Below are 13,408 nucleotides of genomic sequence, written 5' to 3'. Positions count from 1 at the left end.
CACGCGCGCGTGCGTGACGGACGACAGCAGATCTGACGAGGAGGCCATTGCCGCGTATGGGAGCCAACACCCCACCGGCAATGGCCTTCTTCGTATGTGCACCATGAGGAGATCTCCATGACCACCACCCAGGCCGACAAGGGCGAGAAGACCGACGACGGCAAAGGCGCGGGCCGCTTTCTGCTGAAGCTTTCCGGTGAGGCGTTCGCCGGCGGCGGCGGACTGGGCGTCGACCCCGACGTGGTGCACAAGATCGCCCGCGAGATCGCGGCCGTCGTGCGCGGCGGCGCCCAGATCGCCGTAGTCATCGGCGGCGGCAACTTCTTCCGCGGCGCCGAGCTCCAGCAGCGCGGCATGGACCGGGCCCGCTCCGACTACATGGGCATGCTCGGCACGGTGATGAACTGCCTCGCGCTCCAGGACTTCCTGGAGAAGGAGGGCATCGACAGCCGCGTGCAGACCGCCATCACCATGGGCCAGGTCGCCGAGCCGTACATCCCGCTGCGCGCCGTACGGCACCTGGAGAAGGGCCGTGTGGTCATCTTCGGCGCGGGTATGGGCATGCCCTACTTCTCCACCGACACCACCGCCGCCCAGCGCGCCCTGGAGATCGACGCCGAGGCCCTGCTGATGGGCAAGAACGGCGTGGACGGGGTCTACGACTCCGACCCCAAGACCAACCCCGAGGCCGTCAAGTTCGACTCGCTCGGCTACGGCGAGGTCATCACCCGCGACCTCAAGGTCGCCGACATGACCGCCATCACGCTGTGCCGCGACAACAAGCTGCCGATCCTGGTCTTCGAACTCCTGGCGGAGGGCAATATCGCGCGGGCCGTCAAGGGTGAGAAGATCGGCACACTCGTGGGTGACCAAAGCGGCCGGGGCTGACCGGGACCGACCCCGGCCGGGGACAAGCCCGGGCCGAGGACGGACCCTGACCGGGGGATGGACAATGTCCTGCCGGTCCGGAACCGTGCAGGAATAAGACGCGACGCAGCCGGCCGCCACCCCGACGAGGAGCAGCTGCCGGGCCTACTCAAGACACGCAGGAGCAAGTGGTGATCGAAGAGACCCTCCTCGAGGCCGAGGAGAAGATGGAGAAGGCCGTCGTGGTCGCCAAGGAGGACTTCGCCGCGATTCGCACCGGCCGTGCGCACCCGGCGATGTTCAACAAGATCGTGGCCGACTACTACGGCGCGCTGACGCCGATCAACCAGCTGGCCTCGTTCTCGGTGCCGGAGCCGCGCATGGCCGTGGTGACCCCGTTCGACAAGAGCGCGATGCGCAACATCGAGCAGGCGATCCGCGACTCCGACCTGGGCGTCAACCCCAGCAACGACGGCAACATCATCCGGGTGGTGTTCCCCGAGCTGACCGAGGAGCGCCGCAAGGACTACATCAAGGTCGCCAAGACCAAGGGCGAGGACGCCAAGGTGTCCATCCGCTCGGTCCGCCGCAAGGCCAAGGACGCCATCGACAAGCTGATCAAGGACGGCGAGGTCGGCGAGGACGAGGGCCGCCGCGCGGAGAAGGAGCTCGACGACACCACCGCGAAGTACGTCGCGCAGGTGGACGAGCTCCTCAAGCACAAGGAAGCGGAGCTGCTCGAGGTCTGATGAACGACTCTTCCTGGGGGGCGCCGCCACAAGCCGGGTACTGGGGGCCGTCCGAGCAGGGGCCTGTCCAGGGGGCAGCCCCGGCGGGTCCCGCATACGATGCGCATAACGCGCAGCAGACTCGCCCCATGCCCATCGTGCCCGGCGTACCCGCACACGGCGGAGACCAGGATGACGACCGGGGGGCCGCTCGGCTGAGTGGCCCCCTGTTCCGCGACGACACACCGCAGGCGGGATCCCTCGGGACCCCGTCGCAGAAGCCGCAGGAGCCCATGCCCAGCCCCGCCCCACAGCCCGCCCCCGCACCGCAGAAGAAGAGTGCGGGACGCGACCTGGGCGCCGCGATAGGGGTCGGCGTCGGGCTGGGCGCGGTGATCGTCGCGTCGTTGTTCGTCGTCAAGGCCGTGTTCGTCGGGGTCATAGCGGTCGCCGTGGTGGTGGGCCTGTGGGAGCTCACATCACGGCTCGAGGAGCGCAAGGGCATCAAGGCACCGCTCGTCCCGCTGGCGGTCGGCGGTGCGGCGATGGTCGTCTCCGGCTACGTCCGGGGGGCCGAGGGCGCGTGGGTGGCGATGGCGCTCACCGCGCTGGCGGTCCTGGTCTGGCGGATGACGGAACCGCCCGAGGGCTACCTCAAGGACGTCACGGCGGGCGTCTTCGCCGCGTTCTACGTGCCGTTCCTGGCGACGTTCGTGGCCATGATGCTGACCGCCGACGACGGTCCGCGCCGCGTCCTGACGTTCCTGCTGCTGACGGTCGTCAGCGACACGGGCGCGTACGCGATCGGCTGGCGCTTCGGCAAGCACAAGCTGGCGCCGCGCATCAGCCCCGGCAAGACCCGTGAGGGCCTGTTCGGAGCGGTCACCTTCGCGATGGTCGGGGGCGCGCTGTGTCTGCAGTTCCTGATCGAGGGCGGCACGTGGTGGCAGGGGCTGATCCTCGGCCTCGCGGTCGCGGCCACCGCCACGCTCGGCGATCTCGGCGAGTCCATGATCAAGCGGGACCTGGGCATCAAGGACATGGGCACCTTGCTGCCGGGCCACGGCGGCATCATGGACCGGCTGGACTCACTCCTGCCGACGGCGCCGGTGGTCTGGCTGCTGCTGGTGCTCTTCGTGGGATCCGGCTGACCCGCACACGTGAATGAGGGGCTCGTCGGCCACAGGGCGGCGGGCCTCTTTTCGTGGCGGGCCTCTTTTCTTCTGCGGTGGCCGAGACGTCTTCGGGTGTGGCGGAGACGTCTTCGAGTATGGCCGAGGCGCCAGCGTCAGTGGTGGCCCAGTCCGCCGCTGCCGAACGAGCCGCTGCCGCCCTCGTGCCAGCGTTGCCGCTTCTGCGACGAGCTCGTACGGGTCGACATATGGGTCAGCTCGTACGGGGTGAGAGCGTGCCCGCCCTTGGCCACCTTGGGTATCTCGGCGGGCTCTCGGATCTCCCGCGCCTCGCGGACCGGGCCGTCCTGCGGCATGTGCGGCTGCTCCTCCGGGCGTGGCAGGCGCGGTGCGCGGGTCCGCATACGGCAGCTCAGCCAGAAGCTGCCGGCCAGGAGCGTGATGAGAGCCACGGCGATCAGGAACAGCCCGAGGCTGAGCAGACCGCTGGGTTCCGCCAAATACATCGATGCATTACTCATACCAGGCAAATACCCTCAAATCGGCCGACGAACCAGCCGTCCCGACCGCGCCGGACGTCGGCTGGACCGTCGACGGTCAATCCAAAAGGGCGCCGTCAACGTAGTCATGTAGAGAGCCCCACCTCGGGGGTACGCCCCGGTCGGCTGGTTTCCGTACCGCGGGGATCTTGGCTGCGAGACGTGATTCCCGTACGTATGCGCGACACCTGCGACCGCGCCGCTCCTCCACGGAAGGAAAGGTGCATCCATCATGCGAGTACAACGCGTGACGCGTCTCGCCGCGGTGTCCGCGGTCGGCATTCTGATGGCCGGTGGCGCCGCGATCGGCGCGGCGGGCACGGCCTCAGCGGCAACCCCTGCCGTGCACGCTCATGTGACCACGAACTGGTGCGGCGACCGTGGTGACCGGTGGGGCGGAGGCTGCTTCGATCACCGCTTCGATCACAACGGGTTCGGCTTCGATCACCGCTTCGATCACAACGGGTTCCGCTTCGACCACCACGGGTTCTTCGTCAACCGCGGAGGTGTCCTGATCTTCGTGTTCTAGTACTCCCTCGCCACCCGGCCCGCTCGGTGACAGGGGCGAGCTGTGGCACGGCCGCGGTCCATCGGCGGCAGCCAGTTAGCCCACCTGGCGGGACGTGGCTGTGCCGATCAGCGGTCCGGGAGGTCTCCTGTGCTTCCATCGCGCCAGGAGGCATATGACATGGCTGACGAGCGACAGCAGGACACCCGCTCCCGACCCATCGCGTCCCAACGCCGCATGCCGGCCGCGGCCGCCCTTGCGCCCGTACTCACCGGTGTGCCTGCCGGGGCCCGAGCCCTGTCCCCCGGACCGGAGGACCGCTCCCCGGTCGAACCGGTGATGACCGAGCCGGCGGACTGGGCGGACGTGGGAGAGGCTCTGGGCCGGCCCGGTGACATGAGGCGGTTCATGTACCACACGGGCTTGCCGCGCCGGGACCTCACGGTCTTCTCTCGCGGTATCCGGATCAACCCCGGGCTCGCCCTGGGCACGCAGGTGTCCTTCGTCCGTTACGCGGACCGCAGCACGCTTCTGATGGGCGACGCGGTGGTCACCGAGCGCGAACTGCAGCACTTCAGTGACGTCCTGCAGGAGTACGGGATCATGCAGGTCGGCATCCACAAGCACCTGCTCGCCCACGAGCCGGATGTCTGGTGGGTTCATCTGCACGCACACAGCCACGATCCCGTCACCGTCGCACGCGGTCTGCGCGCCGCGTTCGACCGCACCGGCACCCCGCCCGCCGAACCCACCACCTCTTCGCCGCCCGTCGACCTGGACACCGCCGCGATGGACGCCGTCATGGGCGTCAAGGGCGCCACCGACGGTGAGATCTACAGGTGCGCCTATGTCCGCCGCGAGACCGTCGTCGACGGCCCTGTGATCCTGCCTCCGGGGCTGGGTGCCACCAGCTCCGTCAACTTCCAGCCGCTCGGCGGCGGAAGAGCCGCCCTCAGTGGTGGCCTGGTCGTGATCGCCGAGGAGGTCCGGGCCGTCCTCATGGCCCTGCGGCGCGGCGGCGTCGAACTCGTCGAGGTGCACCACCACAACCGCACCGATGAACCACGCCTGTTCTTCGTCCACTACTGGGCCGACGGCGATGCCGTCAGGCTCGCCCAGGCCATTCGCCGGGCCGTGGACACCACCAACGTCGTACCCATGCCCGGAGGAGCCGGCTGATGGCCGTGGACAACGAGAAGAACATCTGCCCGTTCGACTTCAGTGAAGCCCTGGAGTTCGACCCTGAGCTCGCGGACCTGATGGACCGCGATTCCCCTGCGTACATTCGCCTTCCCTACGGTGATGCGGGCGCCTGGCTGGTCACCGGCTTCGACGCCGTCAAGCAGGTGACCACCGACCACCGGCTCAGCCGGGCCGCCATCATCGGCCACGACTACCCCCGACTGACGCCGGAGCCGATCGTCTCGCCCGAATCGGTCAACGTGATGGACCCGCCGCACAGCAGCCGTGTCCGCCAGCTGGCCTCGCAGGCCTTCACACAGCAGCAGGTCGAGGGGATGCGGAGCCGGATCACCTGGCTCGCGGATGTCCTGCTGGACAAGATGGAGGAGGACGGCCGGCCGGCGGACCTGGTCCAGTACCTCTCCGACCCGCTTCCCCAGCACACCATCCTGGACCTCCTCGGCATCGAACGGGACGAGTGGCCCCAGATGCAGGAGTCCGTGCGTCGGCTGCTCGTCGTCGACCCGGACAACAAGGAGGCCGCGGCAAGCGCCAAGGCCGACCTGACGTCCTACTTCGCCAAACTCGTCGAGCAGCGCCGGAAGTCACCCGGCAAGGACATCATCAGCACGATGGCCGCGGCGCGGGACGGCAAGGACCAGCTTGACGACAGGGAACTGGCCGTCATGGCACTGACGCTGACACTCAGCGGCCAGGACACGGCGACGTGCCAGATCAGCGACATCGCCTACCTGCTCCTGACGCGTCCCGAGCTGATGGAACACCTCAGGCGCAGGCCGGAGACCCTGACCGACGTCCTGCAGGAGATGCTCCGTCACATCCCGTTCCGCAAGGGGGTCGGCATCCCCCGGCTGGCCCTTGAGGACGTGGAGCTGGACGGCGCACGGATCAGGGCGGGCGACTTCGTCCATGTGTCGTACCTGGCGGCCAACCGTGACCCGAAGCGCTTCCCGGACCCGCACGTCCTCGACCCCGACCGGCCGTACCAGCCGCACATGACGTTCGGCTGGGGCGGACACCGGTGCATCGCGGTGCCCTTGGCCATGGCGGAGCTGGAAGTGGCCATCGGGCGTCTCTTGCAGCGCTTCCCCGGGCTGCGGCTCGCGGTGCCGCCGGAGGAAGTGCGCTGGGACACGGAGACGATCCGGCGCTTCCCGATGGAGCTGCCGGTTACTTGGTAGGAACGCCCGCTCTCGCTGTCCGGCCGACAGCGGGAGCAGGCACCGACGCCAATCGTTTACAGGTTCGATCCCAAGGTCGTGGAGAGCTGACGGGCATCAGACGTGAGTAGGCCCCCTACCAGCACCTTTGGCGCTGGTAGGGGGCCCGCTGTCAGGAGCAGAGGTTCACGTGCCGGACGGCCAGGACGTGCCCCGCCGCGTCGATGAGGCGGCTGCGGGAGAGGTGTCCGCCGGCCACCGCATTGGTGATCGCCGTGGCGATCGAGGACGTTTGGGAGCTGACGTTGCCTCCCAGGTCGAACATGACCATGTCGGCGCCGGAGCGCAGGGCCTGGACGGCGGCGGCGGGAACGCTGAAGCCGGCGGCGGAGATGGCCTTGGCGCTGAGCGAGTCGGTGACCACCAGCCCCTTGAATCCCAGCTTGCCGCGCAGCTCGGAGCTGATGGCGGTGGGTGACAGGCTCGCCGGATTGGTGCCCAGTCCCGGCACGATGTTGTTGGAGACCATGATGGCCGGGGCGCCGGCCTTGATGGCCGCTGTGAACGGCGGGATGCCCACCTTCTGCAGGGTGGACCAGGGCAGGGTGCGGGCCGGGCCGAAGTCGGAGTTGTACGTGGAGCCGCCGAGGCCCGGGAAGTGCTTGACGACGGGTATCACGCCGCCGGCGCGCAGCCCGTTCATGTACGCGACACCGGCCTTGGAGACCACCGAGGTGCTGCCGCTGAAGGACCGCCATCCGTCGGGATTGGTCTTGCTGGGGGCCACGTTCCTGCCGTCGACGTCGACCACCGGCGCGAGGTCCATGTTGACCTGGGCGGCAGCCATCTTTTTGGCGACCTTCGTGACGTTCTGCTGGATCTGGGCCGGGGTCCAGTGCGCGCCCATGTACGCGGGCCAGGGCAGGGACCCGACGAGGTTCGACATGCGCTGGATGCCGCCGCCCTCCTCGTCGGTCATCACCAGCAGGCCCAGTTTGCCGGGTACATGGGACTTCAGGGCGGTCAGCCGGGAGCCGAGGTCGGTCGGAGCCTTGCTGCCGAACAGCAGCACGCCGCCCGCACCCGCGCTCACCTCGGAAGTGACGTCGGACACCGAGGTCTCCGACACCGGGACGGCGACGGTCAGCATGGCCAGCCGGCGGTTCGACCACCCGGCCAGCTTCGTGCTGTTGGTGCACGCGGTGGCGGCGGAGGTGAGGGCCGGAGCGAGGGACGAACGAGAGGAGGAAGGCGTGGCGGACGGGGCGAAGGCCGAACGGGAGAGGGAAGGCGTGGCGGACGGGGCGAGGGACACGCCGGGGCCACTGGAGTGCGGGGCCGCCTTGGGGGTGTCTGTGCCACAGCCCGCCAGGAGCATCGCCGCCACGGCGGCGGCCGTGCTCAGTCTTCGTGCGGTCGTGGCGCGGCCGGGGAGCCGCGGCGGTGGTGTCGCGCTTCTGCGGTCACGGTACGACAGGAGATCCATCGCCCGGCCTCCTTGGGGAAGGCGCGACGGTACCCGTCGCACTGAGAGCCGTATGAGCATGAGGTGAGCCTTCCGGCGCGTGAGAGGCGCACCAGCCCGGATTTGTGCGCTGGTCCACGGTCGGAGTACCAGGATCTCGCGCCTAGGAGCCGGACGAAAGTCCAGCCGACGTGAGCCAGGGCGTGCCTTCGAGCGCGCTTCACCCGAGTCGCAGCGAAGCTCACCGTGGGACGGGTGTCGGGCGAGGGCGCCCTCGGGCCGGGAAACGGCAGGTCAGGGCGGCTCCGAGCGCGGTCTGCGGATCTGCCGACGCGCCGCCTCCTGGCCCGCCCGGCAACGCTCCGCGGCTGGGTACGTCCGCTGCCGCACCGGCAAGGGAAGCGACGGTGCCTGATCAGCACAGGCGGGCGTGCCAAGCCCCGAGTCCCCCCAGGCAAGGCCCGGCGACGACCGGCGACGGCCCATGACGACCACCCCGCACGGCTCGCGGCCCAGGTCACGCAATTCGATCTGCGACACTGGTATGGCCATGCCTAAGCCCGGAGAACTCACATTCGTCGCCCCCCGCGGAGCCAAGAAGCCGCCGCGGCATCTCGCCGACCTCACGCCCGCCGAGCGTAAAGAGGCGGTTGCCGCGATCGGTGAGAAGCCGTTTCGCGCCAAGCAGCTCTCGCAGCACTACTTCGCGCGGTTCGCGCACGACCCCGCGGAGTGGACGGACATCCCGGCCGCCGCGCGCGGCAAGCTCCAGGAGGCGCTGCTTCCCGAGCTGATGACGGTCGTGCGGCACCTGTCGACCGACCAGGACACCACCCGCAAGACCCTGTGGCGCCTGTTCGACGGCACGCTCGTCGAGTCCGTGCTGATGCGCTACCCGGACCGGGTGACCATGTGCATCAGCTCGCAGGCGGGCTGCGGGATGAACTGCCCCTTCTGTGCCACCGGACAGGCCGGGCTGGACCGGAACCTGTCCACCGGTGAGATCGTGCACCAGATCGTGGACGGGATGCGGGCCCTCAGGGACGGCGAGATCCCGGGCGGCCCGGCGCGGCTGAGCAACATCGTCTTCATGGGCATGGGCGAGCCGCTCGCCAACTACAAGCGGGTCGTGGGCGCCATTCGCGCGCTCACCGACCCCGAGCCGGACGGGCTCGGGCTCTCGCAGCGCGGGATCACCGTGTCGACGGTCGGGCTGGTGCCCGCGATCCACCGGTTCTCCGACGAGGGCTTCAAGTGCCGCCTCGCCATCTCGCTGCACGCCCCGGACGACGATCTGCGCGACACCCTCGTCCCCGTCAACACGCGGTGGAAGGTGCGCGAGGTGCTGGACGCCGGCTGGGAGTACGCGGCCAAGTCCGGACGTCGGCTGTCCATCGAGTACGCCCTCATCCGGGACATCAACGACCAGGCATGGCGCGGTGACCGGCTCGGGCGGCTGCTCAAGGGCAAGCCCGTGCACGTCAATCTCATCCCGCTGAACCCGACGCCGGGTTCGAAGTGGACCGCCTCGCGGCCCGAGGACGAGAAGGCGTTCGTCGAGGCGATCGCGGCCCATGGTGTGCCGGTGACCGTCCGGGACACCCGGGGCCAGGAGATCGACGGGGCATGCGGTCAGCTGGCCGCGACCGAGCGATAGTCTGATCCGCGGCAGTTCCCTTTCGGGCAGTGCCACCGGCCAGTGCCCGTCACCGTGCCAGTCAGTGCAATTCGATATTCCGACATCTTCATATTCCGACAGGGGAGCGCCACAGCGCTGAGAGTGCGGTAGCCGGAGCACCGGTGGGCCGCAGACCCTCTGAACCTTGCCCAGGTCATTCTGGGTAGGAAGTTCGGGCATCACTCAAGCTGTTGCGCCCTGCCCGGGAACCTTCCGAGGATCCCGGGCAGGGCCGCGTCTCTTCCTGGTCATCCCAGGAGGAATTCAGTGAGCATCAAGAGGACGACCACGGCCGTGGTCATCGGGCTGGGCCTCGTCACGCTGTCCGCGTGCGGGTCCTCCGACAGCGGCGGGGCCGGGGACCCCAAGACCGTCACGCTCGTCAGCCACGACTCGTGGGCCGTGTCGAAGAGCGTGCTGGGGGACTTCGAGAAGCAGTCCGGGTACAAGGTCAAGGTCCTCAAGGACGGCGACGCCGGGCAGGCCGTCAACAAGGCCATCCTCACCAAGGACAACCCGCAGGGCGACGTCTTCTTCGGCGTCGACAACACCCTGCTGTCCCGTGCGCTCGACAACGGGCTGTTCCAGCCGTACGAGGCCAAGGGCTCCGACCAGATCGTCCAGCAGTACCGGATCGACCAGGACAAGCACCGGGTCACGCCCATCGACTCCGGTGACATCTGCGTCAACTACGACAAGGCCTACTTCAGCAAGCACAAGCTGGCCCCGCCCACCTCGTTCGACGACCTGATCAAGCCCGCGTACAAGAACCTCCTCGTCACCGAGAACGCGTCCACGTCCTCGCCCGGCCTCGGCTTCCTGCTCGGGACCGCCGCGAAGTACGGCGACGACAGCTGGCAGGACTACTGGAAGAAGCTCAAGGCCAACGGCGTGAAGGTGGTCGACGGCTGGGAGCAGGCCTACAACGACGAATTCTCCGGGTCCGCGGGCGGCAAGAAGGCCAAGGCCGACCGGCCGCTGGTCGTCTCGTACGCCTCCTCGCCGCCCGCCGAGGTGATCTACGCCGACCCGAAGCCGAAGACCGCGCCGACCGGGGTCGCGAGCGGCACCTGTTTCCGGCAGATCGAGTACGCGGGGCTGCTGAGCGACGCGAAGAACACGAAGGGCGGCAAGGCACTCCTCGACTTCCTCATCAGCATGAGGTTCCAGGAGGACATGCCGCTGAACATGTTCGTGTACCCGGTCCGCGAGACCGCTCAGGTGCCCGAGGAATTCGTCAAGTTCGGCCCCCAGGCCGAGCACCCCGAGACCATGGCCCCCGCCAAGATCGCCGACAACCGTGACCAGTGGGTCAAGTCGTGGACCTCGCTCGTACTGAAGTAGCGCCTCGAAGGAGCCGCAAGGAGAGCGCGACGCGGATCGGGCTGATGGCCCTGCCCGTCGCGTTCTTCGCCGTCTTCTTCGCCTACCCCGTCGCCGCGATCGTCGCCCGCGGCCTCAAGATCGACGGGGTCTGGCGGTTCGGGCGGATCGGTGAGGTGCTCGCGCAGTCCGACATCCGGCACGTCCTGTGGTTCACCACCTGGCAGGCGCTCGCCTCCACGGCGCTCACGCTGCTGATCGCGCTCCCCGGCGCGTATGTCTTCGCGCGCTTCGACTTCAGGGGCAAGCAGGTGCTGCGGGCGGTGGTGACGGTCCCGTTCGTCCTGCCGACGGTCGTGGTCGGTACGGCGTTCCTCGCCCTCGTAGGCCGGGGCGGATTCCTTGACCAGCTGTGGGGCGTACGGCTGGACACCACCGTCTGGGCGATTCTGCTCGCGCATGTCTTCTTCAACTACGCGGTGGTCGTACGGACGGTCGGCGGGCTCTGGTCGCAGCTGGACCCGCGTCAGGAGGAGGCCGCGCGGATGCTGGGCGCCTCCCGGTTCGCGGCCTGGCGCAGGGTGACGCTGCCGGCGCTGAGCCCGGCCGTGGCCGCCGCCGCGCTGATGGTCTTCCTCTTCACCTTCACCTCGTTCGGTGTGGTGCAGATCCTCGGCGGGCCGACCTTCTCCACTCTCGAGGTCGAGATCTACCGGCAGACCTCGGAGATCTTCGACCTCGCGACCGCGGCGGTACTGACGATCGTCCAGTTCGTGGCCGTCGGCGCGATTCTCGCCGTGCACGCGTGGACCGTACGCCGCCGGGAGACCGCCCTGCGTCTGGTGGCTCCGGAAGTGACCGCGCGCCGACCGTGTGGGGCTGGTCAGTGGGCGCTGCTGGGCGGGGTCCTGGCGAGCATCCTCGTCCTGCTCGTCCTGCCGCTCGGCGTACTGGTCCAGCGGTCCCTGGACGCACCGGGCGGCTACGGATTCGCGTACTACAAGGCGTTGACCTCGGCCGACAGCGGTATCTTCCTGGTGGCACCGATCGCGGCGATCGGCAACTCGCTGGAGTACGCGCTCGCCGCCACCGCCATCGCCGTCGTGATCGGCGGTCTGGCGGCCGCCGCGCTCACCAGGCGGACCGGGCGTCTCGTACGGGGTTTCGACGCGCTGCTGATGCTGCCGCTCGGTGTGTCCGCCGTGACCGTCGGGTTCGGCTTCCTGATCGCGCTCGACGAACCGCCGCTGGATCTGCGCTCCTCGTGGATCCTGGTGCCGCTCGCGCAGGCGCTGGTGGGTGTCCCCTTCGTCGTACGGACCATGCTGCCGGTGCTGCGGGCGGTGGACGGGCGGCTCCGGGAGGCGGCAGCCGTCCTCGGGGCGTCGCCGTGGCGGGTGTGGCGGGAGGTCGATCTGCCGATGGTGCGGCGGGCGCTGCTGATCGCGGCGGGGTTCGCCTTCGCCGTGTCGCTGGGCGAGTTCGGGGCGACGGTCTTCATCGCGCGGCCCGACAACCCGACCCTGCCGGTCGCCGTGGCCCGGCTGCTCGGGCGCGCGGGTGACCTCAACTACGGCCAGGCGATGGCCCTTTCGACGATCTTGATGGTGGTGTGCGCGGTGGCCCTGCTGCTGTTGGAGCGCATCCGCACCGACCGGACGGGGGAGTTCTGATGGCGCGGCTCGCGAAGCAAGCGACAGAGGTGGCGCAGGAGACGCATGAGCGGATGCCGACGCCGGTGCATCCCCGGACGCGTAACGCCCTGCTGAGGGTCGAGGCCGCGACCGTACGCTTCGGCGGTCGGCCGGTGCTCGACGCCGTCGGCCTCGACGTCGCCGAGCACGAGATCGTGTGTGTGCTCGGACCCAGCGGCAGCGGCAAGTCCACGCTGCTGCGCGCGGTGGCCGGATTGCAGTCGCTCGACGCGGGCCACGTGCTCCTGGCGGGACGCGACCAGGCAGGGGTGCCCGCGCACAAGCGGGGCGTCGGACTCATGTTCCAGGACCATCAGCTCTTCCCGCAGCGGGACGTGGGCGGCAATGTCGCCTTCGGGCTGCGTATGCACGGCGCGTCGAAGGCCCAACAGGCCGTACGGGTCGAGGAGTTGCTGGAACTCGTGGGGCTGCCGGGGGCTCGTGCGCGCGCCGTCGCCGCCCTCTCCGGCGGTGAGCAGCAGCGGGTCGCGCTGGCCCGTGCGCTCGCGCCGCGCCCCCGGCTGCTGATGCTCGATGAGCCGCTCGGCCAGCTGGACCGCTCGCTGCGCGAACGGCTCGTCGTCGAACTCCGGCAGCTCTTCGGAGAGTTGGGCACGACCGTGCTCGCGGTCACCCACGACCAGGGCGAGGCCTTCGCGCTCGCCGACCGGGTCGTGGTGATGCGTGAGGGGCGGATCGCCCAGTCCGGCACGCCACTTGAGGTCTGGCAGCACCCGGGGGACGAGTTCGTGGCACGGTTCCTCGGCTTCGACAACGTGGTGGCGGCGACGGTGCGTGACCGGATCGCGGACACCCCATGGGGGAGGCTCCCGGTACCGGAGGGTACCCCGCAGGGACCCGGCACGCTCCTTGTACGGCCCGCCGGTGTACGGCTGGTCGCCCCCGCGGACGGGCTGCGCTGCACCGTGGCCGCACGCACCTTCCGAGGCACCCACGTCGCCGTACAGCTACTGCCGGAAGGCGCGCCGCGCATCGAGGCGGCGTGCGCGCTACGGGAGGCGCCCGCGCCCGGTGACGAGGTCGGCGTGGTGTTCGAGGCAGCCGAAATCGTCGTGCTCGGAGAGCCGCCGGCGCCATAAGGTACGGATC

Annotated in this window: 12 protein-coding genes and 1 riboswitch; of the genes, 10 read left to right on the top strand and 2 right to left on the bottom strand. The window is 69.3% G+C overall.

Annotation, left to right across the window (positions count from 1 at the left end):
- The first annotated feature begins 117 nt into the window (after positions 1-117).
- The 3 genes from pyrH to OG819_RS04000 all read left to right on the top strand — a co-directional run bounded on the left by pyrH (position 118) and on the right by OG819_RS04000 (position 2,746).
- A complete protein-coding gene (gene pyrH, locus OG819_RS04010; RefSeq protein WP_266430864.1) occupies positions 118-888 on the top strand; it encodes a UMP kinase in 771 nt (256 codons plus the stop codon).
- A 170-nt stretch (positions 889-1,058) separates the two neighbouring features.
- Complete coding sequence (gene frr / locus OG819_RS04005; protein ID WP_054235439.1) at positions 1,059-1,616, top strand: ribosome recycling factor; 558 nt, start codon at positions 1,059-1,061, stop codon at positions 1,614-1,616.
- Entirely contained in the window at positions 1,616-2,746 is a 1,131-nt protein-coding gene (locus OG819_RS04000; protein WP_266430861.1) for a phosphatidate cytidylyltransferase, read from the top strand. The genes frr and OG819_RS04000 overlap by 1 nt, the downstream gene beginning before the upstream one ends.
- Before the next feature lie 137 nt (positions 2,747-2,883).
- On the opposite strand, the gene OG819_RS03995 is transcribed toward OG819_RS04000, so the two are convergent.
- Positions 2,884-3,249 carry a DUF6479 family protein gene (locus tag OG819_RS03995; RefSeq protein WP_266430859.1) on the bottom strand — a complete coding sequence of 122 codons (366 nt, stop codon included), beginning with the start codon at positions 3,247-3,249 and terminating at the stop codon, positions 2,884-2,886.
- A 250-nt stretch (positions 3,250-3,499) separates the two neighbouring features.
- On the opposite strand from OG819_RS03995, the gene OG819_RS03990 reads away from it, so the two are divergent.
- The 3 genes from OG819_RS03990 (at position 3,500) to OG819_RS03980 (ending at position 6,159) form a co-directional block, all read left to right on the top strand.
- Positions 3,500-3,796, top strand: a complete 297-nt coding sequence (locus OG819_RS03990; protein ID WP_266648051.1) for a hypothetical protein — start codon at positions 3,500-3,502, stop codon at positions 3,794-3,796.
- Positions 3,797-3,955: 159 nt separating this feature from the next.
- Positions 3,956-4,954 carry an LppY/LpqO family protein gene (locus OG819_RS03985; protein WP_266648049.1) on the top strand — a complete coding sequence of 333 codons (999 nt, stop codon included), beginning with the start codon at positions 3,956-3,958 and terminating at the stop codon, positions 4,952-4,954.
- Positions 4,954-6,159: a cytochrome P450 gene (locus tag OG819_RS03980; RefSeq protein ID WP_266629076.1), complete on the top strand. Its 1,206-nt coding sequence runs from the start codon at positions 4,954-4,956 to the stop codon at positions 6,157-6,159. Before OG819_RS03985 ends, OG819_RS03980 begins: the two co-directional genes overlap by 1 nt.
- A gap of 151 nt (positions 6,160-6,310) precedes the next feature.
- Here OG819_RS03980 and OG819_RS03975 read toward each other — a convergent pair whose 3' ends face one another.
- Positions 6,311-7,624: a glycoside hydrolase family 3 N-terminal domain-containing protein gene (locus OG819_RS03975; RefSeq protein WP_266648047.1), complete on the bottom strand. Its 1,314-nt coding sequence runs from the start codon at positions 7,622-7,624 to the stop codon at positions 6,311-6,313.
- Between the two features lie 529 nt (positions 7,625-8,153).
- Here OG819_RS03975 and rlmN point away from each other — a divergent pair.
- The 4 genes from rlmN (at position 8,154) to OG819_RS03955 (ending at position 13,398) form a co-directional block, all read left to right on the top strand.
- Entirely contained in the window at positions 8,154-9,260 is a 1,107-nt protein-coding gene (rlmN, locus tag OG819_RS03970; RefSeq protein WP_266629080.1) for a 23S rRNA (adenine(2503)-C(2))-methyltransferase RlmN, read from the top strand.
- A gap of 90 nt (positions 9,261-9,350) precedes the next feature.
- Positions 9,351-9,469, top strand: a riboswitch (TPP riboswitch).
- Positions 9,470-9,548: 79 nt separating this feature from the next.
- A complete protein-coding gene (locus OG819_RS03965) occupies positions 9,549-10,625 on the top strand; it encodes a thiamine ABC transporter substrate-binding protein (RefSeq protein ID WP_266648045.1) in 1,077 nt (358 codons plus the stop codon).
- On the top strand, positions 10,601-12,277 hold the full coding sequence (locus OG819_RS03960) for an iron ABC transporter permease (RefSeq protein ID WP_266648043.1): 1,677 nt from the start codon (positions 10,601-10,603) through the stop codon (positions 12,275-12,277). The genes OG819_RS03965 and OG819_RS03960 overlap by 25 nt, the downstream gene beginning before the upstream one ends.
- Positions 12,278-12,330: 53 nt before the next feature.
- Complete coding sequence (locus tag OG819_RS03955) at positions 12,331-13,398, top strand: ABC transporter ATP-binding protein (protein ID WP_266634706.1); 1,068 nt, start codon at positions 12,331-12,333, stop codon at positions 13,396-13,398.
- The last annotated feature ends 10 nt before the right edge of the window (positions 13,399-13,408 follow it).

This window comes from Streptomyces sp. NBC_01549 (genome assembly GCF_026339955.1).
Lineage (GTDB): Bacteria > Actinomycetota > Actinomycetes > Streptomycetales > Streptomycetaceae > Streptomyces.
This window is presented reverse-complemented; position numbering and strand designations above follow the sequence as displayed.